The organism is Micromonospora sp. CA-249363, from assembly GCF_050950185.1.
Lineage (GTDB): Bacteria > Actinomycetota > Actinomycetes > Mycobacteriales > Micromonosporaceae > Micromonospora.
Genome location: NZ_CP192020.1, coordinates 6,716,149 through 6,740,595, shown reverse-complemented (window position 1 = coordinate 6,740,595; position 24,447 = coordinate 6,716,149). Strand labels below are relative to the sequence as shown.

Genomic DNA, 24,447 nt, shown 5'->3' with positions numbered 1-24,447 from the left:
ACCCGAGCGGAAGCGGACACCATGCGACGACAGATGCTTGCGATCCCGGTCCTGCTCGCCCTGGCGCTGTCCGGGTGCGGCGCGGGAGGCGACGACGGCGGCGGGGTCGCGACCGCCGGCGGGGCGAAGGCCGAGGCCACCGCGAGTGCCGCGCCGGCCAGTGACTCGGAGCGCCAACTCGCCTTCGCCCGATGCATGCGCGAGAACGGGGTGGACATGCCCGATCCGGAGCCGGGTGGCCGTCCGCGCTTTCGGCTCGGTGCGGACGCTGATCAGCAGAAGGTCCAGGCCGCCATGGAGAAGTGCCAGGACAAGCTGCCCAACGGCGGGCAGGGGCCGCAGCTCAACCCCGAGCAAGCCGAGCAGATGCGGGCGTTGGCCAAGTGCATGCGGGAGAACGGGGTGCCGGACTTCCCGGACCCGGACGCCGACGGGCGGGTTCGGATCGGGACGCAGGGCAATGCGATCAACATCGGCGACCCGGCCATGAAGGCCGCCCTGGAGAAGTGCCGGCAGCACGCCCCGCAGTTCGGTGGTGGCCGGTGAGGGGCACCCTTCGACGTCCGTGGCTGCGAGCCGCCGTCACCGGGGGCATCGTTCTGCTGCTCGCCGCCGTGGGCGTGATCGCCGCGGTGGGCTTCGGCGGCGGCGACGCTGGAGGCGATCACGCCCAGGCCGGCACCACAGCACCGGACACCGCCACCGTCACCCGGCAGACCCTCGCCGACTCCCAGACCGCGGACGGCGAGTTGGGGTACGGCACGACGCGTACCGCCACGGCGAGGCTGAGCGGCACGGTCACCGGACTGCCGGCGACGGGATCGACGGTACGGCGGGGCAAGGCGCTCTACCTGGTCGACAACGCGGAGGTGGTGCTCCTCTACGGAGGGCTGCCCGCGTACCGGACGCTCGCTCCCGGTGTCGAGGGCGCCGACGTCGCGCAGTTCGAGCGGAACCTCGCGGCGCTCGGCTACGACGGGTTCACCGTCGACGACGAGTACACCGGGGCGACCGCCGACGCGGTCCGCGAATGGCAGGACGACCTCGGTCTGGCGGAGACGGGTCGGGTCGAGCCCGGCCGCGTCGTGTACGCCGACGGTGAGGTGCGGGTGGAGAGCCACCAGGCCGACATCGGTGAACTCACCCAGCCCGGCCAGGCGGTGCTCACCTACACCGGCACGAGCCGCGTGGTCACCGTCGAGTTGGACGTGGACGACCAGCGGCTGGCCAAACGCGACGCGAAGGTCGCGGTGAAGCTGCCGGACGGCCGGACGGTGAACGGCACGATCAGCACGGTCGAGACCGTCATCCAGGCCGGTTCCGCCGGCGCCAACGGCCAGTCGGCAGAGGCGGAGACGAAGATCGAGGTGACGGTCGCGGTGACCGACCCGAAAGCCCTCGCCGGCTTCGACCAGGCAAGCGTCGACGTCACCTTCACCGCCTCGGAACGCGCGGACGTGCTCACCGTGCCGGTGGCGGCGCTGCTGGCCCTCGCCGAGGGCGGCTACGGCGTCGAGGTCGTCGACGGCGGCGCAAGCCGGATCGTGGCGGTGACCACGGGCCTGTTCGCCGACGGGCGGGTGGAGGTCACCGGTACGGGGATCGCCGAGGGAACGACTGTGGTGGTTCCGGCATGACCGGGGACGTGATCGTGCTGGACCGGGTCAGCAAGCGGTACCCCGGCGGGGTCGTCGCGTTGGACGACGTGTCGTTGCGGATCGGCTACGGCGAGCTGGTGGCCATCGTCGGCCCGTCCGGGTCCGGCAAGTCGACGATGCTGCACCTGATCGGCACGCTCGACCGGCCCTCGTCGGGCAGCGTCCTCATCGACGGGTACGACGCGGCGGCGCTCACCGACCGGGAGCTGTCCGCGCTGCGGGCCACCCGCATCGGCTTCGTCTTCCAGCATTTCCACCTGGCCCCCGGCGTACCGGTGGTGGACAACGTGGCCGACGGGTTGCTCTACTCCGGCGTACCCCTGCGCAGGCGGCGCGACCGCGCGGAGGCCGCGCTGGTCCGGGTCGGCCTCGGCCACCGGCTCGGGCACCGGCCGCACGAACTCTCCGGCGGGGAGCGGCAGCGGGTGGCCGTGGCCCGGGCGGTGGTGGGCGAACCCGCCGTGCTGCTCGCCGACGAGCCGACCGGCAACCTCGACTCGACCTCCGGCGCCGGAGTACTGGAACTGCTGCACGAGCTGCACCGGGCCGGCACCACCGTCGTGGTGATCACCCATGACCGGGAGATCGCCGACAGCCTTCCCCGGCAGGTACGGATGCGGGACGGCGCGGTACGGCACGACTCGCTCCTCGCCACGGGTGGAGTCGGCTGATGGCGGTGCTCACCCCGGCCCGGATGGGCCCCGGAGACGTCCTGCGCGTCGGTGGCGTGGGCCTGCGTACCCGACCACTGCGGGCGTTCCTCTCGGCGCTGGGCATCGCGATCGGCATCGCCGCGATGATCGCGGTCGTCGGTATCTCCTCGTCGTCCCGGGCCGAGCTGGACCGGGCGCTCGACGCGCTCGGCACCAACCTGCTAACGGTGGAACCGGGCAACACCTTGTTCGGCGCGGACGCCCAACTCCCCGAGGAGTCGGTCGCCATGATCGGTCGGATCGGCCCGGTGACCGAGGTGTCCGCGACCGGCCAGGTCTCCGACGCCAAGGTCTACCGGTCGGACCGGATCCCGGCCGCCGAGACGGGCGGGATCGCCGCCCGGGCGGCCCGACTGGACCTGCTCGGCACCGTCGGCGCCCAGGTGACCAGCGGAACGTGGCTCAACGAGGCCACCGCCCGCTATCCGGCGGTGGTCCTCGGCGCGACCGCCGCCGACCGGCTGGGGGTCGACGAGGCGGATCCGCAGGTGCAGGTGTGGGTGGGCGGGCGGTGGTTCACCGTGGTCGGCGTCCTCGCTCCCGCGCCGCTCGCCCCGGAGCTGGACACCTCGGCCCTGATCGGCTGGTCGGCGGCGACCGACTACCTGGGCTTCGACGGGCACCCGACCACCGTCTACACCCGGGCCGAGGAAGCACAGGTCGAAGCCGTCCGGTCGGTGCTCGGCGCGACCGCCAACCCGGAGGCGCCCAACGAGGTGGAGGTGTCCCGGCCCTCCGACGCGCTGGCCGCCGCCGAGGCGACCGACGCCGCCTTCACCGGCCTGCTCCTCGGCCTGGGCGCGGTCGCCCTACTCGTCGGTGGCGTCGGCGTGGCCAACACCATGGTCATCTCGGTGCTGGAACGCCGGGCCGAGATCGGCCTGCGCCGGTCGCTGGGGGCCACCCGAGGTCAGGTACGCACCCAGTTCCTCGCCGAATCGCTGCTGCTCTCCGCTCTCGGCGGGGTCGGCGGGGTGCTGCTGGGCATCCTGGTCACCGCCGGATACGCGTTGTCCCAGGGCTGGCCGACCGTGGTGCCCGCCTGGGCGATGCTCGGCGGAGTGGGCGCGACCCTGGTCATCGGCGGCTTCGCCGGCCTCTACCCGGCGGTCCGCGCTGCCCGGCTCTCCCCGACGGAGGCGCTGACCGCGGTCTGACCGGGGTGCGGGTCGGCCCGGCGTGGGTCGGCCTGGCGTGGCGCGGCCTGGTGTGGCGCGGCCTTGCGCGGCGCGGCCTTGCGCGGCGGGGCCTTGCGCGGCTTGCGCGGGTCGGCCTGGCCCGGCCCGGCCCGGCCTGGCCCGGCCCGGCGTGGCGTGGGCGAAAGAGCGTGATGACTGTGAGGCATCAAGATGCCTGTGAGTCATCACGCTCTTTCGCGCGGTGTGCCGTTTGGGAAGGTCAGACGATGATCGTGTCGAGCGCGATCTCCACCATCTGGCTGAAGGTCTGCTCCCGCTCCTCCGACGTGGTCTTCTCGCCGGTCTTGATGTGGTCGCTGACGGTCAGCACGGTCAGCGCCCGAGCCTTGAACCGGGCCGCGATCGTGTAGAGCGCCGCCGACTCCATCTCCACCGCCAGCACGCCGTAGTCGGCGAGCGTGTCGTAGAGGTCCGGCCGGTCCGTGTAGAAGGCGTCCGCCGCCAGGATCGGTCCGACGTGCATCTCGATGCCGCGCCGCTCGGCCACCTCGACCGAGGTACGCAGCAGACCGAAGTCGGCCACCGGGGCGTAGTCGATCAGACCGTCGAAGCGCATCCGGTTCATGTTCGAGTCGGTGGACGACCCGATCGCCGCCACGACGTCACGCAGTTGCAGGTCGGTGCTGAGAGCGCCGCACGAGCCGACCCGGATCAGGGTCTTCACGCCGTACTCGTTGATCAGCTCGTGGGCGTAGATGGAGGCGGACGGCATGCCCATGCCGGAGCCCTGGACGGAAACCTCGACGCCGTTCCAGCGGCCGGTGAAGCCCAGCATGCCCCGGACCGTCGAGTAGCAGGTCGCGCCCTCGAGGTAGGTCTCCGCGATCCACTTGGCCCGCAGGGGGTCACCCGGCATCAGGACCCGCTCGGCGATCTCGCCCGGCTTCGCGCCGATGTGCGTACTCATGGCAAAGATCCTGCCAGGCCGGCTCGGGCGATACCGGTTCGGCGTCCGAACCGATGGTCCTGTACCCTCGTCGGCGGTGGCGTGTCCGAGTGGCCTAAGGAGCACGCCTCGAAAGCGTGTGAGGGTTTACGCCCTCCGCGGGTTCAAATCCCGCCGCCACCGCTCGCAGCATGCGAGAACGCCCGGTCGGTCCGTGAGGACCGGCCGGGCGTTCCGCTTGTGGTCTCAGTTGCCCCCACGACACCTTGCTGAGCATCCCGGCCGCCGCCGTCGTCCGGGTCGTCGTCAGTCTTCGGCGCGGGCCGCCAGAGCAGACCGCTACCCGGGCCCGGTTGGTATTAGCCCATGCATCGATCCGGCTCTGTGACTCTGAGCGGATCGGTTTTGCGGAGAGTCGGCACACGGCGCGGTACGTGGGTGCTCGCCGGGTGGGGTCGGGGCGGCAGGATGTTGTGATGAGCTATGAGATCTTTGATCCGTTCGAGGGCGCACCGGACACCGTCGCTGTGACGGAATGGCTGGAGGAGAAGGGGTGGTCCGAGCTCTTAGGCATCGGTGGTGAGCATTCGGTCCTGCGAGTTCGGTCGTTCCGGCGGACGGTTGATGGGAGGGATGAGTTCATCGTCGATGTGTGGGACGTGGTGCAGGGGTCTCCGTGGGTCAATGTCGACAACTTCGGGGAGCTGATGGACGTGTTGGCGCGGTGGGCTCCGGCGGCTCAGGCGGCCGCTGTGGTGGCGACGGTGGACGACCTCCGCTTCTCGGGCCTTGACAAGGACGGCCTTGCCGAGTTGGCCGCCAAGGCTGCGTTTGGCGTGTCCGCCGCTCTGCCGGCGCTTCGGCGATACGAGCAGGAGCGGGCGACGCACCGCCGGCAGGTCGCGGCGCAGCGCAAGGCGGCCCGGGAGGCGGCCGCGGGGTCGTCGTCGTAGTCGCGCAATGCGGGTTCTTCCCCGTCGTTTGCGAGCAGGGCTGAACCATGTCGGCAACCTCGGCAGGATCATACCGAAATGTCAAGATCGATGGTTGCCGATCACCGGATTTCGGCAGGGAGTCGGCCCCAACCAGGTAATCACGCGGACCGAAATCCCGGACACTCTTTTGGCTTGAGTGAACGGGAAGAGGTGAAAAGATAGGTGCCATGCGCCAAGTAGCAAGTAATTATGGTTCCAAACGCACGAACCTCCCCGGCGTCTCCTCATAGATGCATGCTACGTTAGCGCTATGCAGGAGCTGTACCAGGTCGTTCCCCGGATCTGACGGAAGTAGCACCGCTTTAGAGCGATGCTGGACGTAACGGGCATAGTCCAGAAGCTGTCCTAAGGCAAGGTGGACGTGGTGGCGTGAAGCCGAGCCCTTGGCCTCCAGCAATTCCCTGCGATGCTCGTCAAAGAGATCTGTATAAAGCGGGCTCGCCAGTTCAGGAAGCCTTATCTCCTGACGAGTTGCTGAGAAGCCCGCTGAATCAAGAAAATAAACATAGCGTCGAACCAAGTCAGCTTCCCGGCGTGCCGCTTCCTTCGGTTCGGAGGCCGTTTGCGCTTCGGACGTATTCTTGAAGATTTCCTCTGTTGGCATATTCCGAATTGCAGGGCTACTAATGCGATCCTCGTTATGAATCGAATCAGGCCCTTCCGCCATCACTGGAAGAAGCCTGAACACAATTACCTTCCGCAACTCGCCGAGCCGGTCCGGTGCCTCCTCGGCATACCAAGGCTGGTTCGGGTCAACCCGGAATTCGCCGATGTAGCGGACGATTGACCGTGCCGCCTCAACGAAGAGTCGCGGTCTCAAGCCTCTGTCCAAATGATCGCGGAGCGCGGCATTTGCCCTTGTAAAAATCTGGTCGCCCACATGGCCTTCGCCGGTGTAGTGGAATGCACCGTCCGACTTCCAGCCGTCGAAGTGGTAGCCGAAGCGGCCTCCTGTGGGCGAGGAAAACAGCAGCAAGTTGTCGGTCCCGGATGCGCGTGTCATACCGCTCTGGCGTGAACCGCCGAAACGATCATGCACCTCGCGACGCGAGAGCTCTTCGCCTAATGCCAGGTCCCAATGCATTCTGCCAGATTTCTTTATTTCAGCCGCCTGTCGTCTCCAAGTGGTGAGTCCGTTCTGTACCGATTCCACATACGGATGGCTGGATCCTAGTACTCGGCGCACGTCACCAAGCAGGCTGCTCAAACTATGGATGGCTGCACTTAAGTTCCCCGATTCCGCTTGCCAGTAAGCAAGGTTGTTTCGAGTGGTGAGCGTGTCGGGATGGTCAGGGCCCAGGGTGTTTAGGCGCTCCAACAAGACCTCGAGTAGTAACTCCCCTGCTTTGGCGGGACGTCCTGCTCGCCCTACTGAAGTCGCGTAGTTGCTACGCGCACTGAGGGTCAAAGGGTGACTAGGGCCAAGGATGCGAGCGAAATCGGACGACAATTCCTTCAGTTGATCGGTGGCCTCGGCTTCATAGCCGAGATCTACCATCAACTGTGCCAGGTTATTTCTAGCTACCAGAGTATCAGGATGGTCAGGGCCAAGAACCCTCAAGGAATCGGACGCCAGTGACCTGAGGGCTGCGATGGCCGACGTGTAGTCCCCAGACTTTGCCTTCCAGTAACCGACGTTTGCGCGAGTAGCCAGAGTGTCTGGATGATCGGACCCGAGAATCCGCAGGTGGTCCTCCAGGAGTCGCTCGAAACTCTCGGCTGCCTTAACGGAGTCGCCCGCTTTACCTTGCCACGATGCGAGGTTGTTCCTGGTCGTCAAGGTATCGGGATGATCCGGGCCGAGCAGGCGTAGTCGGTCCTGCAAGAGCTGCTCCAACTGCGCTGCTGCGCCAGTTGCATCACCAGTCTCTCCACGCCAAAGCGCGAGATTGTTCCGGATCACCATGGCTCTGGGATGGTCGGTGCCCAAGCTACCTAGCGAATCATCTAGTAGCTGCTCGAGTAAATCAACTGCGCTTGCCGCGTCGCCGGCTTGGCCGAGCCAGAAGGCAAGTTTTTCCCGCATCGTCAGCACGAATGATTCATCAATGCTGCCGGTTTGTTGTGCATCTTCTAGGATCGCTTCAATCACCTGTGCGGCGCCGGCCGGGTCCCCCGCTCGGCCCTTCCATGTCGCTGCACTATCGCGCAAGGCAAGAACATCCGGGTGGTGTGCCCCGAGTTTTTCAGTGGAGGCGAGGACGAGGCGAGCGCCATAGTGGGCTGCTTCCGTGAGTCGACCCTCATCTTCCAGGCCGCGACCTGCAAGAAATAGCAGGACATGTACGCGGTGCTGAATCAGGGGAGTCAGGTGACGCGAGGCAAGAACCAGAGCATTGGTCCTGATCGCTTGAGTGCCCGGGTAACTGCCTTCAGATTCCGGCCATAGTTCGACGAGTGCGTCGGCAGCAGCTACGACCGCAGCGCTTAACTCATTACTTGTCTGTCCGTCTCGAATCACCTGCCGCACGAGAGCGTGCATGCGAACAGTCGGGAACCCGCCTGTAGTGCTGCAACTCAGGAGACCGTTCCTCTCCAATTCCGTTATCTCGGCTTCGACGGCGGCCACCGTAGGCGGATCGGCCCTGGGAATCGCCAGGAACTGACGCGCCGCTTGGCTAGTTAGCGCAACCCAAGGGACCCCGCCTCCATCGAGTACGGATACAAGGTCCAGGAGACGGCGCGTGAGCCCAATAGAAGGTACTTGAGAAGCAATTATGGCGGATACTGCCGAGGCAGTGGGAATAGCGTCGCCTGAACGGCTTGCTTCCGTCCCTGATTCACGCGTTTCAGCGAGTAGTATTTGATACTCCGCGGCGGTTATTCCTTCGTTTGCCACGTATCGCGCGGCAATGCTCAACGCCAAGGGATGCCGGCCGAGGCCTTCCACTAACCCGTCAACACCGACTAAAGCGTCTTCGTGCACGGGCTTTCCGTAGCTAGCCAGTTGCTGAGCAAAGTACCGTCTCGCTTCCTCCCGACTGAAGGGAGCGAGTTCGACTACCGCGGACGGCTCAGGCGTTTCTAGCGCTGTATTGCGCGAAGTGACCAGGAGCCGTCCACGCTCGCTCGTAGGCCAGAGACCTTGCAGGTCCTCTACGCGCGATAAGTCGTCTAACACCACCAGCCATGAGCGTCGAGTTGCGCAGAGCCAACTGGCGAAAGCAACTGCCCTCGATAGTGGGTCCTCGTTGTATTCCTCTACAGGCGCAGGCAAGGTTGCCAAACGAGCGGCAGCAAAGGTCGATACAACAGAGGAACGACTCGTAGCGTCGACCCACACTAGGATCTCAGTTCCGCGCTCTGCGGCTCGGCGGAATACCTCTATCGCGGCGGCCGTTTTTCCAGCGCCGGGCGCACCCAGGAGTTTCGTGACGCGGTTATGCTCACACGCCCTTTCTATAGCCCGTGCCGCATCTGGCCGACTATAAAGATCCGTCACGAGACGTGGAGGGTCGCCAATGCTAACCTGCCTGCGGTGCACGCTGCCTGCGAAAAAGTGGTTTACGACGGCGTTGTGGCCTCCCACTTGTACCCCTCGGGCGCCAAGCAAGTCTGCGGCAGCGCCAGTCTGATCCTTATCGCTCATTCGCGCCTCCGAGCCAGCCATCGCCGAACAAGTAGAAGTCGACAATTTTCATCTCGGCCTGCTGTCGAGTCTCGGCGGAAATGCTCTCGCTTATCCGCTTGAGTCGGCGAAGTCGTTCTCTAGTCTTCTCAAATTCGGCGTCGAAACCATCCATCGCTTCTGCGACCCGAGGGAATGCCGTCGCGATATCCCCCATGCGGCTGACAATTAGTGCTCCGCCAACGGCAACGGTGCGATAGTCTAAGGAGAAGGTTCCGCCTGGCTCGGGGGAGATCGTCGGCATGGCGTCGCTTGGATACGACCTTACGAGACCCACGACCGTCTCGCGACCCTCGAAGTGACGTAGAACCGGCCCGCCGGAAAGTCCGCCAGCCTGTTCCGGGACCGCCGCTGCAAGCTCATCGACGTGTAGCTTTATGGCTTGAGTGGTCCCCACCAAAGCTCGTACATCATGGACACGCCCGCCGAGCGAGTGCCCGTTGGGATTTAAACTTGAAATCGGGAAGCCCTCGATGCGAACATCATCGTGATAGTTGCACTCAATGCCTAACGGTAGGGCCAGGCACCCGAGGGTATGCAATGCTTCGGTGGGTCCAAGCCCGTGGAGGCGCTCTGGATCCAGGGCCATGATCGCGACGTCGAGTGTCGCCGAGTGATCATCGTACTTCACGGGCACGGTTAGCGGCTGTGCTAAGGATCCCCGGAACTGGATCCAGCACCGGGCATTAGAGCCCCCGAGGTCCGAAGCGCAATGCCACGCCGTTAGTACGTGTCCACCACGAATTACAAAGCCAGTACGGCAGTCGGCGCCGGGTCGGACCTGGCCGGTGGTTGGGTTGACCTCATCTTCTCCCAGGAGCCGGCCCACTCCGTCATACATGGCCCTACGAGGTTTGACGCTTTAGAGTGATGGCTACCTCTACGTTTGATTCACTCTTCGCCGTGAACAAAGCACTCAGGCCGGCTCCAGAACTCGCTGTGAGCTTCAGCCCGAACGTAATCTCCGCTTCGTCTATAGCGAGGTTGGCGCCCTCGGCGGTGGGATCTGGCCTCCGTGCAAGCTCCGCGCTGATCTCGTCGGCCACCAAAGCAATTTGCGACGCAACTGCTCTCGCGGCGGTTCGTACGGCTGCCTCGCCAAGCTGCGGTACTAGTCGAACGGATATCCCGAGCCGTCCGCTCGATCCCATACGATGCCGGCCGGCCGCGTCTGTGTAAACCTCGCCATCTGGGGTGTCTCCATCCAGGCCGCCAGGCGGCGTGCCTTCGCTCGCCTCGACGAGAAGGCCGACGCTGAACGTTGCAACACCGGGATGATCGAGGTTCATCTCGTTCCTAATTGTCGCGGAACCGATATCGCTGGTCGGAGTCCCGCACGAAGGGTCACCGTCCGGAAGATAGCACATGCAGCGCTCGTGGTGACCGCGTGGTCCGGCGGCTCCAGGGCGGACATGTGTGCGGGTGCAGAGGTGAAGGCTAACTGAGGTACGAGAGCGGTCGGCGGGCAAGATCCCCCGGCCGGCGGGATGGTCTCAATTGCGGTCTCGTTCGCCGCGATACGACTGCGTACGCTGCCGTTCGCTCAGGCAGCATCGCTCCTGGTGACGGCAGTTGCGGGACCTCGTTGGACGCGTGGTCGCAGACCTCGAAAGCGTGTGAGGGTTTACGCCCTCCGGGTTCAAGTCCCGCCGCCACCGCTCGTAGCAAACGAGAACGCCCGATCGATCCGTGAGGATCGACCGGGCGATCGTCGTTTCAGAGCTGCGTTTCGCCGCCGTCGACGAACAGCTCGCTGCCGGTCATGAAGCTGCTCTGGTCGGACGCGAGGAAGAGCGCCGCGTTCGCGATCTCGTCCGGGTGGGCCAACCGGCCCATGGGCACGCTGGACGCGATGGTCTCGAGCAGGGCGGGTGACTCCGCGGCGCTGGGCGCCAGGCCCGCGAGCCCGGGAGTCTCGGTGGAGCCGGGGATGAGGGTGTTGACCCGGATCTTGCGGTCCATCAGCTCTGCGGCCCAGGTGCGGCCGAACGAGCGGATGGCGGCCTTCGAGGCGGCGTAGACGCCGAACGCCGGGATGCCGCTGACAGCCGATGTCGAGCCGGTCAGCACGACCGAGGCGCCTTCGTTGAGCAGTGGCAGCGCCTTCTGCACGGTGAAGATGGTGCCGTAGACGTTGGTGTCGAAGGTGGTGGCCACGTGCTTGACGTCGATCGCGTCGAGCGGGCGGAACTCGCCGCCGCCGGCGTTGGCGAACAGGACGTCCAGCCCCGCGCCGCGCTCCTCGATCGCCCGCATCACCCGGTCCAGGTCATCGAGGTTGCCGACGTCGCTGACGATGCCTGTCGCGTTGTTGCCGATGCTGGCCACCGCCTCGTCCAGCGGGCCCTTGCGGCGACCGGTGACGAAGACGTACGCGCCTTCGGCCGCGAAGCGGCGCGCGGTGGCCAGGCCGATGCCCGTGGTGCCCCCGGTGACGAGAGCGGTCCTGCCGTCGAGCTGTCCCACGATGATCTCCTCCACAGAATTGTGTACCGAGCGGTACGGATGCGACCGTAGCAACCCCTGACCGGGGCCGCAAATTTCTGTACCGATCGGTCTTTTCGTGGGTAGGATGGGTGCCGGAGGTGAGGGGATCGTGCCGGTACGAGGGCGTCCACGCGGCTTCGACGCCGACGAGGCGCTGGAACGCGCGCTTGAGGTGTTCTGGCGTCAGGGGTACGAGGGTGCCTCGATGAGCGACCTCACCGCTGCCATGGGCATCAACAAGCCCAGCCTCTATGCCGCCTTCGGCAGCAAGGAGGAGCTGTTCCGCAAGGCCGTGGCCCGCTATGCCGACCAGGACATGGGGTACGCCCGGCACGCAATCGCCCAGGCCACCGCGTACGAGGTCGTCGCCACCCTCCTGCGGGAGAACGTGCTCGCCGTCACCCGGCCCGACCGCCCGGCCGGCTGTCTGTCGATCCAGGGCGGCACCGCCTGCTCCGTCGGGAACGCCCCGGTCGCCGAGTTCCTCGCCGCCAGCCGCCTGGCCGGTGAGCGAGCCCTCGCCGACCGGTTCGCCCGTGCCGTCTCCGAAGGCGACCTTCCGGCCGGCGCCGACCCGGCCGCGCTCGCCCGCTTCGTCATGAGCGTCACCGAGGGGCAGGCGATCCACGCCGCCGCCGGGGTTCCGCGTGAGCAGTTGCGCCAGACGGCCGAGATCGCGCTCGGCGGATTCGCCGCCGTGTCCGGCGCGCGGCGCCCCACGACTGCGGCTCACCCGGCCTGAGCGTCACGGTCGGACGAGCGCCGCCCACCTGCCGAAGAGCCGTTGCAGCCCGAAATCGAAGAGGCTGTCGGCGTCGAGGTCGATTGCCGACCGGGGCAGTCGGGCCAGGTGCGAAGACTCGCCAGCCGCGAGCAGCGGGCCCAACACGTCGGCCTGCGCCACCATCCGTTACTGCCGTCGCCTGCGGGCCGGAGGCCTTGATCCGGGCGAAGTTCTGTTCGACGTCGACTACGCCGAGGCGCTCACGCCTACCCAGCGGCGGCTCTCCGGCGGGATGGTCGCGCCTGGAGCGACTTCGCCCGCACGGGTCGACCCGGGTGGCCCTGGCAGCGCGACCGTGCCGGGTACGTGCGGGTTCTGGCCGGCGGGTCGGCCCTCCAGTAGGTGGAGGGCCGACCGCCTCGCGTCACGCGGTTGGGGCGTTCCCGTCCCGGTGGGTCAATCGGTACGAGGCGTCGACGGCATCCGTCTCCAGAAGCACCGTGACCGGACCGGCGGGCAGGGTGCAGGTGACGGTCCGCTCGACGGCCTGGCTGGTGGGCCCGCAGTATCGGATGCCCTGGCTGTCGAAGACCGACAGGCGGGCGTCACCCGAGCCGGCGGTACGCGTCCAGGTGAAGCTCTCCCGGCTGGCGTGCTGATCGGCCGGGACGGTGTAACAGGCCGCGAAGTGGTCCGCCCCGGTCGTCGCCGTGGCGCCCGCCGCGTCTGCTGGTAGGACCGGGCAGGCCGGCGGCCCGTCGACCCGGGCGAAGCCCAGGGCGTACGAGGCGGTGGCTTCCCCCTCGTCCGCGGTGAGCAGTACGGAGAAGGGCGCCTCGCCGGTCAGCTCGCAGCTGTACTGCCGCAGCGAGGAGTAGTCGCACACCTGATCGCCGGCGGCGTTCAGCACGCTGATCTCCGGTGAGTTCGCGTCTCCGGCCACCAACTCGGCGACGTGAGCTCCCGACGGGCTGGGCAGTTGGAGGCAGTTGTGCTGCCCCGCGGCGTCGAAGCCGCCCCGGAGTGGGGCGTCCTGCCAGCCGGTGTCGGACACCGGCGTGCAGTCCGACGTCTTCCACGGCAGCAGCGCGACGGCGTACAGGAAATCGTTGTCGATCACCGAGGTGGTGACACCCCCGTTGAGGACCATCGTGTACTTACCTGCCGCAGGGACCTCACACCGGATCCCGGTGCAGACCTTGATCCCGGCGGAGTCGTAGACGGTGGCGTACGCCCGGTAGTTCTCGTCGTCCACCGCCGTGACCCGGTACGCGCCGGCGCTGGGAAGGTCCAGGGTCCGGCAGCGGATGCCACCCAGACCGCCGGCCGGCGTCGAGTTGTACGTGCCCGGGGTGATGGTCGGGCAGCCGACCGCGTCGGAGAGTCGACGGACCTGGACCTTGTAGGTGAGGTCCGTGGCGTCGACGGGCCAGGTCGCCAGGTAGGAGACGACGCGGTAGGTCCCCGTTGCGGGCAGTACGCACCCGTCCTCCTCCGACCAGTCGGTACACAGCACGACACCCTGCTCGTCGACGATCGAGGAGAAGACGTCGTTGTACTGGTCCGGGGCCCGGTAGACGATGACCCGCTCGCCGGCCTCGCCGTGGAACGGTTGGCAATTGGTCTGGACCGGCGAGGTCTGGTGCACCGTCAGGGCCGGTTGGTCCCAGTTGAGCCCGGTGGAGGCGGCGCAACCTGCGGCGCGGTCGAGGCGGGCTGCCGCCACCCGGTAGGTGACCGGCTCCCAGTTCCAGTTCTGCAGCACCAGCGTGTACGCGCCGGCCGCCGGCACCGCGCAGGACCGCCAGGAGTCGTACTCCGTGCACACCACCTGCCCGGCGGGGTCGTACAGCCGCCAGTCGAGGTACTGGTTCGCGTACTGGTCCATCCGAATGATCAGCCGACCGGGGGTGTTGACCCGCAGCGACTGGCAGCCGATTCCCTGGTTCGGTCCCACGGTGCCGGTCCCGACCGCCGTGCCCGGGTCGCCGAAGGTGGCCAGGGGCAGGGCCGGGCAGCCGGCCGACTGCGAGATCCGGGGCATCTTCAGGGTGTAGGGGGCCTTGTTGCCGTACGTCTCCTGCAGGAAGAGCCGGTACGGTCCGGGCTCGCGGAGGGTGCACTCCGTCGGGTACCTCACCGCACAGATCGGCTGGAACTGGGCGTCCAGGATGTCGCCCTGGATGTCCTCGGCGCCGCCCGGATCGGCGAGGTGCAGAACCGAGCCGGTGGGCTGCGTGAAGGCGAAACAGCGGGCGGCAAGGCCGGCGGGCAGCGTGCCGCTGCGCCCGGCGGAGGCGAAGGAGAAGAAGCCCGCGGGCAGGTTGACGCACGCGGACGGGGTACGCGTCGACTCCGCCGACAGCGAGTAGGCGCCCTTGCCGGTTCCGTAGTAGAGCTTCACGGTGATCGTGTAGGTGCCGGCGTCGCCGAGCTTGCACTCGGTGAGGTACGAGCTGACGTAGCAGATGGTGCCGCCGTCGCTGCCCTTCACCTCTGCGCTGACACCATCACCGGAGATTTGGCGGAGTCGGACGAGCAGGGTGTCCTGGTCGACCGTCGAGGTGATCGTCCATTTCTGCTGTGCGGTTCCGGTGATCGACGCGCAGTTCTTGACCGTGCCCGTCGGGAGTTGGCCGCCGCAGGCGGCGGCGAGGCCGACGACGGACTTCGTGTCCGAGGTGGCTCGGCCCGGGGCCGGAGTCGTGGTCGCCGACTTCGGGGTCGTGGTCGCGGTGGACGGTTGCTCGGTGGTCAGCGCCGGTCGCGGCGACGGTTCGGCGGTCGGGGCGGCGGTGGCGGGACCGGCCAGCAGGCCCGCCCCCGTGAGGCTCAGGGCCGCCACCGCGGCCCATCTGGGAAGGTGTCTCCACAGTGGACTGAGCGCGGGTGTACGCACGATGTGTTCCCCCGTTTCTGTCGCGCGAGGTGCGCGGGCGAGGGGATGATTTCACGACGATCCATGGCGGACAATCGGCTTGCCGTCTCAGCCGAGACAGGCCGGTCAGCGGGGACAGGCCGGTCAGCGGGGCCGGGACGGGTCAAGCGTCAGCAGGGGCCGGCACCCTCGTCGAAGAGGCGGCGCGCCCACTCGGCGTACCCGGCGATGGTCTTTCGGACCGTGCGCCCGTCGTGCAGGAACAGGTACGCGCGGTCGCCGCTGCGGGCGAGCAGCCCGTCGAGCCGGTGTGTCCCCTGTGGAGCGGGCAGCCGCGTGACGGACGGGTAGCGGTCCCAGACCTCCTCGACGGGTGAGCCGGCCGTTATGCCCTCCGGTGTCCGCATCGGATCGCCGACCCACAACAGCACCAGTTTGTCCTCGACGAAGACCGGGCTGACCGTGTCGTGGCCGGCGAGCACCGGCCCGCAGGCGTCCAGGTCGGTGCGCAGGATGCCCCGACTGGTCAGCTCGGCCTCGGTGTCGCCGAACTCGATGTTGCGCAGGCCGTTCAGGTCGATGGTCTCGACGTTGCCGGCAGGCCGGTTGGCCGGCATCGGACCGGCAGGCGGCGTACCGCTGCCCGCGATCGAGGCAGCAGCCAGCAGCATGGCAATAAAAGCAAATTGTCGCAATTTCATGGAATCCCCCAGTCCCCCAACGGACCGGGGCCGTTCAGGTTGCTGCCCGTCGGCGGATTACTGGTTTTCCCACTGCTCGATGAGTTCGTCCCAGTAGTCGGCGCTGAGCCGACGCCGCCCGTGGGCCAGCCAGCCGGCCGTGTTGCGTTCCAGATGCAGCCCCAGCTCGGCGAACGGATCGATCCACGCCCCACGCTCGACGCCGAGTCGGCGGAGCGCCGCGTTGATCGGCCACTCCTCCCGTGGGCCTTCCAGGACGTCGTCGAAGCATGGACCCCAGGAGGCCGCCCCGCCCAGCCACACCGCCGCCGACTGGTGACCGACGCCGCCGCCGAACTCCGCCTCCAGGTACGCCACCGGCCCCGACCGCGACCACACCGCCAGCAGTTCGACCAGCGGAGGCGACAGCACGAGGTCGAACGGCTGCTCGGCGCTGCGGTCGTCCGCCGCGTAGTCCGGCAGCGATCCGGTCAGCTCGGTCACCAACTGCGGGGTGACCGGCAGCAGCGCGAAGTCCTGACGCAGCTCACCGAGGACGGCGTGGTCCAGCTCGGCGGTGTGCTCGCGGAGCAGGTCCGCGTCCGCGACCACCGCGCTGAGCTGGTACGCCATCGATCCTCCGCCGCCGTCCACAACCTGTGGATAGAACATGTGTACGACGGTTCCACCGCCGTCCGTGACTGGCACGGTACGCGGCGCTGCGGAACCAGGCGGCCCGGCCGGTGGATGGTCGGGGACTCAGGCGCGATCGGCGAGCTGGGCGACGAACGCGCGCCAGGCCCCCGGCGCGAAGGCGAGCGCCGGGCCGGTCGGGTCCTTGGAATCCCGTACGCCGACCACGCCGGGCAGGTTGTCGGCGACCTCGACGCAGTTGCCGCCGTTGCCGCTGCTGCGGGTGCTCTTGCGCCACCGCGCGCCGTTCAGCTCCATGATTCCGCCACTTCCGTCATCAGCTCGACCGACTGCGAGTGCGACAGCGCCTCGCCGCGCACGTTCTCCCATGCCGCCATCATGGCCGCGATGTCGTCGGGGTCGCTAGCCACTTGTCCCTGAAGCTGGTTGTCCAGGTAGCCGGCGACCCGATGGTCGTGGCTGTGCGCGATCACGAACGGCCCGTTCAGTCCGGCGTACGCGCCGACCGTGGCCGGCACGACATGCACCCGGATGTGCGGCTCGGCGCAGGCCGCGACCAGGGCCAGCACCTGCTCGCGCATGGTCGACCGGCCGCCGACCGGCCGGCGCAGGATCGCCTCGTCGACGACCGCCGTGAACTGCGGCGGGTCGTCCCGCTTGAGCACGCCCTGCCGGTTGAGCCGGACGCTGAGGTGCCGCTCGATCTCGCTCCGGGGGATCAGGCCCGCGCCGCCGAGGACCGCGCGGGCGTACGCCTCGGTCTGGAGCAACCCCGGCAGAACCGTCGATTCGTATGACCGCAGGGACACCGCCTCGCGCTCGATTTCCTGCCAGGGGCGAAACCAAATGGGGTCACGACGTCTCGCAGTGTCCGGCCAGATGTCCGACACGTCCTTGTGGAGGGCTTCCGCTGCCGCCAGGCGGTGCCGAGGATGCGGGATGCGGCCCTCGGTCAACCAGCGCGCGACGGTCTTCGGGTCGACGCCGACGGTCTCGGCGAGGGATTCGGTGGTGTGCCCGGTGTCGTTGAGCGCTACCCGCAACGCGTCGTTCACGGTCCCCTCCATCGGATGTCTCGAATATCTGAGAACCATATAGCTACGCCCTGTACCTGTCTGGTGACGCGCCGCACTGTGGTCCACAGAAGACGGCGTGGCCGGTGGAGGCGCAGCAGCCCGGCGGTCGGCGTCAGTCCGGGGTCGCCCCGACGCGGAGGCGGGGTGAACCCCTTCCACCAGCGAAGGAGGCTCGCCCGTGCCCCGTCGTCGCCACCGGAACCACCTGCCGACCCGACCCACCTGGCGATGTCAGGCCTGCGGCATCGCCTGGCCCTGCTCGGCGGCGAAGCTCCGGCTGCTCGGCGAGTACCGGGGCGATCGGGTGGCGCTGACGGTCTACCTCGCGACGCTCCTGACCGAGGCCAGCGAACAACTTCGAGACGTGGACCCGGCCCGGCTCACCGACCGCTTCCTCTCCTGGGCCCGCGCCCGGGGCTGAGGGGTTCTGAGCCGCGGTCGATGGGTCCGGGCCCGTCCCGGGGCTGAGCGGCCCGCGCTGTCCGCGCTGTCCGGGGTGATCGTGCTGTCCGAGCCGGCGCAGGCGGTCGTCAGGGTCGCCAGATCGCGATGCCGATGTCGCGTGGCCGCTCGGCGAACAGGCCGTCCCGGGCCGCCGATGTCAGCAGCTCGCGCAGGTCCGCCTCGAACGCCGGGAGTCGATCGCCGAACAGGTGCGGCGCCGAGCTGGACAGCGAGAACACCGCCGACGTCACCTCGTCCACCGACCGTTCCACGATCATCCCCTGCTCGACGGTCAGTCGGGTGGGGCCGGAGAAGCCTGCCGCGAGCATGATCTCCGCCTCGCCGCCGGGCGTGCCGGTGGGCAGCAGGCCCTGACCGGCCCGGCGGACCGGCCCCAGGTAGCGCGCGACCAGCTCGTCGATCCGTGGCCAGGGCGGGCGGGGATACGGCAGCGGGTCGTCGTCGGTCACGCCCTGGTGGGTGGTGGCGCCGACGTGGACCCAGGCTCCGTCGGGCGCGAGCATGTCGCGGACCCGCCGGGCCACCAGCGGTCGATCCATCCAGTGGTACGACTGGGCGAACGTCGCCACCCGGAACGTACCCAGGTCGGCCGGCAGTTCCTCGGCCCGCAGGTGCCGCCACTCGACGTTGGTGACCCCGACGTCGCTGGCCCGCCGCCGCGCCTCGGTGAGCATGTCCCGGTCGGCGTCCACCCCGACCGCCGTCTCGAACAGGGGCGCGAGCAGCAGCGTCACTGAGCCCGGCCCGCAGCCCACGTCCAGGAGCCGGCCGGTGCCGTCGAGGTTGAGCGCCGTGCCGATGGCCTCGGCGAGTGCGGGCGGGTACGGCATCCGACCCACGCTGTAGTGGTGCGCGCTGCCGGCGTACAACGTCTCGTCCCACTGCCACGTCGAGTCAGCCACGGCGTCGATGAGACCACAACGACAACGCCCGGCCGACCTGTTATCGGTCTGCCGGGCGCCGATCATGCTCCGCGAGCGGAGGATACGAGATTCGAACTCGTGAGGGTGTAAACCCAACACGCTTTCCAAGCGTGCGCCCTAGGCCTCTAGGCGAATCCTCCGCGAGCCAGGATACAGGCCGCCGTCGACCGGGACACCCCACCACCCCCTGAAGATCGACGAGCCGTCGGGTAGGGTTGGCGTCACCTCCCGTGCGGCGGTATCTCGTGAACCTCCCCAGGGCCGGAAGGCAGCAAGGATAAGCGAGCTCTGCCGGGTGCACGGGAGGCCTTTTCGTTCCCGGGGCGTTGATCCACACCAGGTCGGCGATGTGGGCCTGTCCCGAGACGGCGATACCGCCAACTCGGCGATGTGGAGTCGATCAAGCGCGGCATCCGCGGCACCCGTCGCAGCCCAGCCGGGGCGGCCAACCCACGGCGACCCGGGCGGCCCGGCGGGGTGGGTGGTCACCCGCGCCCGACCGGCGCAGAATGGCTCGGTCGAGAGGAGGCGGGACGAGTGACGCTGGCGCTGTACCGCAAGTACCGGCCACGTACCTTCGCCGAGGTCATCGGGCAGGAGCACGTCACCGAGCCGTTGTCGCAGGCGCTGCGTAGCGGTCGGCTCAACCACGCCTACCTCTTCTCCGGCCCGCGCGGCTGCGGCAAGACCTCCAGCGCCCGGATCCTGGCCCGATCGCTCAACTGTGAGCAGGGCCCCACTCCGGAGCCGTGCGGCAAGTGTGAGTCGTGCCGCTCGCTCGCCACCGACGGCGCGGGTTCGATCGACGTGATCGAGATCGACGCCGCCAGCCACGGTGGTGTGGACGACGCCCGTGAGCTGCGCGAGCGCGCCTTCTTCGCGCCGGCCAACAGCCGCTTCAAGATCTACGTGATCGACGAGGCGCACATGGTCTCGACCCAGGGCTTCAACGCCCTGCTCAAGCTCGTCGAGGAGCCCCCGGAGTACGTCAAGTTCATCTTCGCCACCACCGAGCCGGAGAAGGTCCTCGGCACGATCCGCTCGCGGACCCACCACTATCCGTTCCGGCTGATCCCGCCGAAGGTCCTCCGCCCGTACCTCGAGCAGCTCACCCAGGCCGAGGGCGTCTCCGTCGAGCCGGCGGTCTTCCCGCTGGTGGTCCGTGCCGGTGGTGGTAGCGCCCGGGACAGCCTCTCCGTACTCGACCAGCTCATCGCCGGCGCCGGTCCGGAGGGTGTCAGCTACGCGCGGGCCGCCGCGCTGCTCGGCGTCACCGACTCGGCGCTGATCGACGAGATGTGCGACGCGCTGGCCGCCGGGGACGGCGCCGCCGCGTACGCGACCGTCGACCGGGTGGCAGAGGCCGGGCACGACCCGCGCCGGTTCGCCTCCGATCTGCTGGAGCGGCTGCGCGATCTCATCGTGATTCAGCAGGTGCCGGACGCCGCCGCGAAGGGCCTCATCGACGGCCCCGCCGACCAGATCGAGCGGATGGCCGCCCAGGCCGCGCAGCTCGGCCCGGGCACGCTCTCCCGCTGCGCCGACATCGTCCACGACGGCCTGGTGGAGATGCGTGGCACCACCGCGCCCCGGCTGCTGCTGGAGCTGATCTGCGCCCGCATGTTGCTGCCCGGTGTGGACGACTCCACCGGCGGCCTGCTCCAGCGCCTCGAACGCATGGAACGCCGGCTCACCCTCGCCGGCACCGACGCGCCGCCGGCCACCGCCGGCTCCGCGCCCGCCACGACCCCGGGGGTACGCCCACAGTCGGCTCCCCCCGTACCGGCTGCCGCCGGCCCCACACCCGCCGCCGCCCCGACCTCCGCACCGCCGTGGGACGTCGACCCGACGGCGTCGCCGACCGGAGGCGCCGCAGGTCAGAGCGCCGCAGGTCAGAGTGCCGCAGGTCAGAGCGCCCCAGCTCGGAGTGCCGCCGGTCGGAGTGCCTCGGTCTCGGGTACGTCGGGGTCCTCCGTCGACTCGCCGATCCCGGCGTCGCCCGGCGCGTCGGCTCCCTCAGCCGCAATGGCTCCCGTCTCCCCGGCCGGCGCCGCCGATGGCTCGGCGGGTCCCGGTTCGGTGGCCCCGGGTTCGTCCGGCCCAGGTTCGTCCGGTCCTGGCGCGGCAGATGGCTCGCCGGCCCCGCGTCGGGCGGTGCCGCCGTCGGCCGTGCTGCCCGACCCGGCGACGCCCGCACCGCCCCGCCCCGGCACGCCGGCCCCCGCGCTGGACGCGGTCGCGGTACGCCGGGTCTGGCCCGACGTGGTCGGCAAGGTCAACCGGACCAACAAGCGCATCGCCGCCCTCATGCGTGACGCGGTGGTCCGCGAACTCGACGGCGACATGCTGGTGTTGACCGTGAAGTCCACCGTGCTGGCCAAGATGATGGCCGACCACGCGGCGGTGCTCACCGACGCGCTCTACGAGGAGCTGGGCGGCCGCTGGCAGATCCGCTGCGAGGTGGCCGGCGAGCGGGGCGGCACGTCCCTGTCCGGCCCGCCACGCTCCCAGCCGGCCGCGCCAACTCGATCCGCCACACCGAACGCGGCCGCCTCCAGCCCGACGAGTGCACCGCCCGTCGAACCCGGCCCGAGCGTCGCGCCGACTGCGTCAGCCGCTCCCGGCCCGACGAGCGCGCCGCCCGCGGCACCCCGTCCGAGCGTCGCGCCGACTCCGGCAGCCGCTTCTGGCCCGCCGAGCAGCCCACCGACCGCGCCGACCTCGACCACCGTCGCCAGCCCGGAGGACGACTGGCCGGAGGCGGCCCGACCCGGCGGCGGGGCTGCCGAGGCGACGGATGACGACGACTGGCCGGAGGCCGCCAGCCCCGGCGGTGTCCCGGCCGGACCGGTCCCGAGTTCCGCATCCGCCCGCAACGACGGTGGAACGAGCGGCGGCGGCCCGGCCGCGAACGGCACCCCCACGAACGGTGCCACTCCGAACGGCACCCCCACGAACGGTGCGACCCCGAACGGCGGTGGACCGGGCGGCGGCCGACCAGGCGTTCCGGCGGGTTCCGGCGGGGCGAACGGTGGTGACCCGGGCGGGCGAGGTAACTCGACACCGGGTGCCCGGCAGCCGGCGTCAGCCGGTGGCGCACCGGTGAGCAGCGCCATCGCCGCGGCTCGCGCGGCGGCGGCGGGGCGCGGTGCTCGTACCCCATCGGCGAGCCGGCCCACCGCGGACGCGGAATGGGCGGGCGAACCTCCTTACGACCCGGACTTCGACGGACCGTTGCGCGGCGGACGGCCGAGCGGTGCGGCCCCGGCGGCGAAACCCGCCTACGAGGGTTTCGATCCGGGTGACGAGCCGTTGGACGAGGTCATCGACGAGAAGACGGCCCGGGAGTCGAGCGAGGAGCAGGCGGTACGGCTGCTGCGGGAGACCTTCGGCGCTGAGAAGATCGACGAGGTGGACGCGCGGTAGCGGGCGCTTCGCCCAGCAGGACGCCGAGGCAGCAGGCCCACAGGGGGAAGGGCAGTACGGCGACGCGTTCCAGGCCGCCGATCCCGATGCCGACGTCCTGTTGGGCGATGAACAGCACGGTCCCGGCCAGCGCGGTGAGCCCGGCGGCGAGGGAGATCCGTCGCCACCGGCCGAGCACCGTGGAGTCGGGTGCGAAGCCGGCGAGCAGGAGACCGACGTTGCCCACGCCCATGATCAGAAACGCGCCCAGGACGTGCCGGTTCTCGTCGATGTCGGCGGGATGGAGGGCGACCAGGGCGTACCCGCCGGCGGCCAGCAGCAGCAGGATCTGCGCCGAGCGCACCACTGCGCCCCGGCCGAGGAGTCGCCAGGTCAGCAGCAGTCCGGCGGTGAGCAGGACGGCGGTGGCCAGCATCGCGGCGTTCATCAGCGGATGCCAGGGCGAGCAGACGAAGCGGGGTCTGGTGGTGTCCCAGATCCCGCAGTGGACGTTGCCGAGGTCGCTGATGTTGTGGATGGCCCAACTGTAGGTCGGCTCGCGCCAACGCAGGCCGGTGACCAGACCGGCCACCAGGAAGACCGGCGCGGCCACCGCCCAGCACAGCGCGGCGGCGCGTTGACTGCGGGTGAGGGTCATACCCACGAGCAGACCAGTGCGGGGGTGCCCGGCGCACTACCGCCAGACGGCCGGTTCGGGGTAGTGGTAGCCGTACCGTCGCGGGGTGGACGGTGTTTCCGTGCGCTGTCAGGATGTGCGCCGTGAAGATCACCGCGACTGCGGAGGAAGCCGCCGGCACCGGCCGGTTCGGCCGTGACCAGGCGAAGACCGCGGCGCTGGTGGTCATCGGCCTGGTGATGCTGTTCTCGGCGTGGTCGCTGCCCTGGGTGGCGGTGAGTCGCGGCGAGTACGCCGTGGATCGGATGTTCGGCCGCGCTCCCTCGAGCGAAGTGCGGACGTTCATGCTGACCGATCTGGCGGGCTACTGGCAGCCGCTGGTGGTCGGGTGGGCGGCGCTGCTGGTGTTGCTGGCGCTGGCCTGCGTCCGCCCGGTGTGGCGGTTCTGGCTGCGGTTGGCCGCGATACTGCTCGGTGTGGTGGTGGGCGTCGGCACCCTCCTGCCGGCCACGGCCGCCATCGACGTCAGCGGCTTCCCGTTGGACGATCACCCCGGCACGGATCTGCTCAACGGCGTCTCGCTCGGGCTCTTCGGGGTGGTACTGCTCGCGCGTGCCGTCACGACTCTGCCCGAGCCGCCCGCGCCCGCCGTACCGGAGGCCGCCCCTGTCGTATCCGTGGACGAGCCTGCCGCGACGAACCCGCCGATCGCGGCGAATTCGACGCCCTTCGTCTGGCAGGGCTCACGCCCGAATGTCGGGCCGGCGGCACCCTGGTGGCGGCGAACCGGACCGATCGCCGGCGTCCTGGCAGTTCTCGGCATCGCAGTCCTCCTCATCACGGTCACCTGGCGGGCGATCCATTCGGTCGACGAGCAGACCCCTGACCTCGGCGCGTTGATGGTCGCGGCTCCCGCCGGCTGGGCTTCTGCCGCGCCGGCTGCGGCGGACGATCACGTCGACCTGGGCCGTGTTCTGCCTCTCTCCGAGGCGCGGGCGCACCTGCTCGCCGAGCAGGCGGGCGGCGACGTGATCCATACGGCCGGGTCGGCCTGGACCCGTCCGGACGCGACCCTCGTGTCGATCACCCTGCTCGAATTCAGTTCGGCGGGCTCGGCGGACCAGTTCCAGCGTTCCTACAGCGACCTGCGGGAGGCGACCCCCGGCGAGGTGACGCCGCTCGCCGAATTGCCGGGATCAGCCGTCTTCGTGGATGCCGAGCGGACCGGTGTGTGGGCCGTCGCCGGCCGGGACGAGATCGTTCTGATCGTCAGCGCGGTCGGCGGCCCGCCGGGGACCGTGCCGGTCGTCGAGTCGCTGGTGCGCGAGCAGTACGACCGGCTCTGAGCGCCGCCGTCCCCGGTCCTGTCGGAAGTCCCGAGGGCCCCGGCGTGGGCGGACGCACCGGGCACGGCGACGTCGGTCCCAGCGGCTAGGCTG

22 protein-coding genes, 2 tRNA genes and 1 other RNA gene are annotated in these 24,447 nt (G+C 69.0%); 11 read left to right on the top strand and 14 right to left on the bottom strand.

Annotated elements, in window-relative coordinates:
• The first annotated feature begins 33 nt into the window (after positions 1-33).
• From ACQPZK_RS30325 to ACQPZK_RS30310, 4 genes are read left to right on the top strand one after another with little or no spacing between them, the layout of a single operon-like run.
• Positions 34-546: a hypothetical protein gene (locus ACQPZK_RS30325; protein WP_433536141.1), complete on the top strand. Its 513-nt coding sequence runs from the start codon at positions 34-36 to the stop codon at positions 544-546.
• Positions 543-1,637, top strand: a complete 1,095-nt coding sequence (locus tag ACQPZK_RS30320) for an efflux RND transporter periplasmic adaptor subunit (protein WP_433536140.1) — start codon at positions 543-545, stop codon at positions 1,635-1,637. The genes ACQPZK_RS30325 and ACQPZK_RS30320 overlap by 4 nt, the downstream gene beginning before the upstream one ends.
• Complete coding sequence (locus ACQPZK_RS30315; protein WP_433536139.1) at positions 1,634-2,329, top strand: ABC transporter ATP-binding protein; 696 nt, start codon at positions 1,634-1,636, stop codon at positions 2,327-2,329. The genes ACQPZK_RS30320 and ACQPZK_RS30315 overlap by 4 nt, the downstream gene beginning before the upstream one ends.
• On the top strand, positions 2,329-3,528 hold the full coding sequence (locus tag ACQPZK_RS30310; protein WP_433536138.1) for an ABC transporter permease: 1,200 nt from the start codon (positions 2,329-2,331) through the stop codon (positions 3,526-3,528). The genes ACQPZK_RS30315 and ACQPZK_RS30310 overlap by 1 nt, the downstream gene beginning before the upstream one ends.
• A 241-nt stretch (positions 3,529-3,769) precedes the next feature.
• Here ACQPZK_RS30310 and deoD read toward each other — a convergent pair whose 3' ends face one another.
• Positions 3,770-4,477, bottom strand: a complete 708-nt coding sequence (gene deoD, locus ACQPZK_RS30305) for a purine-nucleoside phosphorylase (RefSeq protein WP_433536137.1) — start codon at positions 4,475-4,477, stop codon at positions 3,770-3,772.
• A 75-nt stretch (positions 4,478-4,552) separates the two neighbouring features.
• On the opposite strand from deoD, the gene ACQPZK_RS30300 reads away from it, so the two are divergent.
• Together ACQPZK_RS30300 and ACQPZK_RS30295 are read left to right on the top strand one after the other, a co-directional pair.
• Positions 4,553-4,639 (top strand) — tRNA-Ser (locus ACQPZK_RS30300).
• A gap of 293 nt (positions 4,640-4,932) precedes the next feature.
• On the top strand, positions 4,933-5,409 hold the full coding sequence (locus tag ACQPZK_RS30295; protein WP_433536136.1) for a hypothetical protein: 477 nt from the start codon (positions 4,933-4,935) through the stop codon (positions 5,407-5,409).
• Between the two features lie 229 nt (positions 5,410-5,638).
• Here ACQPZK_RS30295 and fxsT read toward each other — a convergent pair whose 3' ends face one another.
• The 4 genes from fxsT to ACQPZK_RS30275 form a co-directional block, all read right to left on the bottom strand.
• Positions 5,639-9,040, bottom strand: a complete 3,402-nt coding sequence (fxsT, locus tag ACQPZK_RS30290) for an FxSxx-COOH system tetratricopeptide repeat protein (RefSeq protein ID WP_433536135.1) — start codon at positions 9,038-9,040, stop codon at positions 5,639-5,641.
• Positions 9,030-9,920, bottom strand: a complete 891-nt coding sequence (locus ACQPZK_RS30285; RefSeq protein WP_433536134.1) for a trypsin-like peptidase domain-containing protein — start codon at positions 9,918-9,920, stop codon at positions 9,030-9,032. Before ACQPZK_RS30285 ends, fxsT begins: the two co-directional genes overlap by 11 nt.
• A 4-nt stretch (positions 9,921-9,924) precedes the next feature.
• Positions 9,925-10,368: a CU044_2847 family protein gene (locus tag ACQPZK_RS30280; RefSeq protein ID WP_433536133.1), complete on the bottom strand. Its 444-nt coding sequence runs from the start codon at positions 10,366-10,368 to the stop codon at positions 9,925-9,927.
• A 427-nt stretch (positions 10,369-10,795) separates the two neighbouring features.
• On the bottom strand, positions 10,796-11,545 hold the full coding sequence (locus tag ACQPZK_RS30275) for an SDR family oxidoreductase (protein WP_433536132.1): 750 nt from the start codon (positions 11,543-11,545) through the stop codon (positions 10,796-10,798).
• Between the two features lie 130 nt (positions 11,546-11,675).
• Here ACQPZK_RS30275 and ACQPZK_RS30270 point away from each other — a divergent pair, with 130 nt between their 5' ends.
• Entirely contained in the window at positions 11,676-12,308 is a 633-nt protein-coding gene (locus ACQPZK_RS30270; protein WP_433536131.1) for a TetR/AcrR family transcriptional regulator, read from the top strand.
• A gap of 3 nt (positions 12,309-12,311) precedes the next feature.
• On the opposite strand, the gene ACQPZK_RS30265 is transcribed toward ACQPZK_RS30270, so the two are convergent.
• The 6 genes from ACQPZK_RS30265 to ACQPZK_RS30240 all read right to left on the bottom strand — a co-directional run bounded on the left by ACQPZK_RS30265 (position 12,312) and on the right by ACQPZK_RS30240 (position 17,557).
• The gene (locus tag ACQPZK_RS30265; protein WP_433536130.1) at positions 12,312-12,473 is read right to left on the bottom strand and encodes a hypothetical protein; all 162 of its coding nucleotides are present in this window, start codon (positions 12,471-12,473) and stop codon (positions 12,312-12,314) included.
• 241 nt (positions 12,474-12,714) lie between these two features.
• The gene (locus ACQPZK_RS30260; RefSeq protein ID WP_433536129.1) at positions 12,715-15,135 is read right to left on the bottom strand and encodes a hypothetical protein; all 2,421 of its coding nucleotides are present in this window, start codon (positions 15,133-15,135) and stop codon (positions 12,715-12,717) included.
• A 203-nt stretch (positions 15,136-15,338) separates the two neighbouring features.
• Complete coding sequence (locus ACQPZK_RS30255) at positions 15,339-15,833, bottom strand: hypothetical protein (protein WP_433539366.1); 495 nt, start codon at positions 15,831-15,833, stop codon at positions 15,339-15,341.
• Positions 15,834-15,926: 93 nt separating this feature from the next.
• Positions 15,927-16,481 carry a hypothetical protein gene (locus tag ACQPZK_RS30250; RefSeq protein WP_433539365.1) on the bottom strand — a complete coding sequence of 185 codons (555 nt, stop codon included), beginning with the start codon at positions 16,479-16,481 and terminating at the stop codon, positions 15,927-15,929.
• A 126-nt stretch (positions 16,482-16,607) separates the two neighbouring features.
• Positions 16,608-16,799: a DUF397 domain-containing protein gene (locus ACQPZK_RS30245; protein WP_433536128.1), complete on the bottom strand. Its 192-nt coding sequence runs from the start codon at positions 16,797-16,799 to the stop codon at positions 16,608-16,610.
• Positions 16,790-17,557, bottom strand: a complete 768-nt coding sequence (locus tag ACQPZK_RS30240; protein ID WP_433536127.1) for a helix-turn-helix domain-containing protein — start codon at positions 17,555-17,557, stop codon at positions 16,790-16,792. Before ACQPZK_RS30240 ends, ACQPZK_RS30245 begins: the two co-directional genes overlap by 10 nt.
• 199 nt (positions 17,558-17,756) lie before the next feature.
• Here ACQPZK_RS30240 and ACQPZK_RS30235 point away from each other — a divergent pair, with 199 nt between their 5' ends.
• Positions 17,757-17,999: a flavin reductase gene (locus ACQPZK_RS30235; protein WP_433536126.1), complete on the top strand. Its 243-nt coding sequence runs from the start codon at positions 17,757-17,759 to the stop codon at positions 17,997-17,999.
• Between the two features lie 109 nt (positions 18,000-18,108).
• On the opposite strand, the gene ACQPZK_RS30230 is transcribed toward ACQPZK_RS30235, so the two are convergent.
• On the bottom strand, positions 18,109-18,945 hold the full coding sequence (locus ACQPZK_RS30230) for a class I SAM-dependent methyltransferase (protein ID WP_433536125.1): 837 nt from the start codon (positions 18,943-18,945) through the stop codon (positions 18,109-18,111).
• A gap of 76 nt (positions 18,946-19,021) precedes the next feature.
• Positions 19,022-19,106: transfer RNA gene (locus ACQPZK_RS30225), tRNA-Ser, on the bottom strand.
• Positions 19,107-19,188: 82 nt separating this feature from the next.
• Between ACQPZK_RS30225 and ffs the strand changes: the two genes are divergently transcribed.
• Positions 19,189-19,278, top strand: an RNA gene (gene ffs, locus ACQPZK_RS30220) — signal recognition particle sRNA small type.
• Positions 19,279-19,503: 225 nt separating this feature from the next.
• Positions 19,504-22,392, top strand: coding sequence for a DNA polymerase III subunit gamma and tau (locus ACQPZK_RS30215; protein WP_433536124.1), 2,889 nt, complete (start codon positions 19,504-19,506; stop codon positions 22,390-22,392).
• On the opposite strand, the gene ACQPZK_RS30210 is transcribed toward ACQPZK_RS30215, so the two are convergent.
• A complete protein-coding gene (locus tag ACQPZK_RS30210; RefSeq protein WP_433536123.1) occupies positions 22,289-23,029 on the bottom strand; it encodes a DUF998 domain-containing protein in 741 nt (246 codons plus the stop codon). The two genes, ACQPZK_RS30215 and ACQPZK_RS30210, sit on opposite strands and share 104 nt — an antisense overlap.
• Positions 23,030-23,151: 122 nt before the next feature.
• Here ACQPZK_RS30210 and ACQPZK_RS30205 point away from each other — a divergent pair, with 122 nt between their 5' ends.
• Positions 23,152-24,354, top strand: a complete 1,203-nt coding sequence (locus ACQPZK_RS30205; RefSeq protein WP_433536122.1) for a hypothetical protein — start codon at positions 23,152-23,154, stop codon at positions 24,352-24,354.
• Positions 24,355-24,447: the final 93 nt, after the last annotated feature.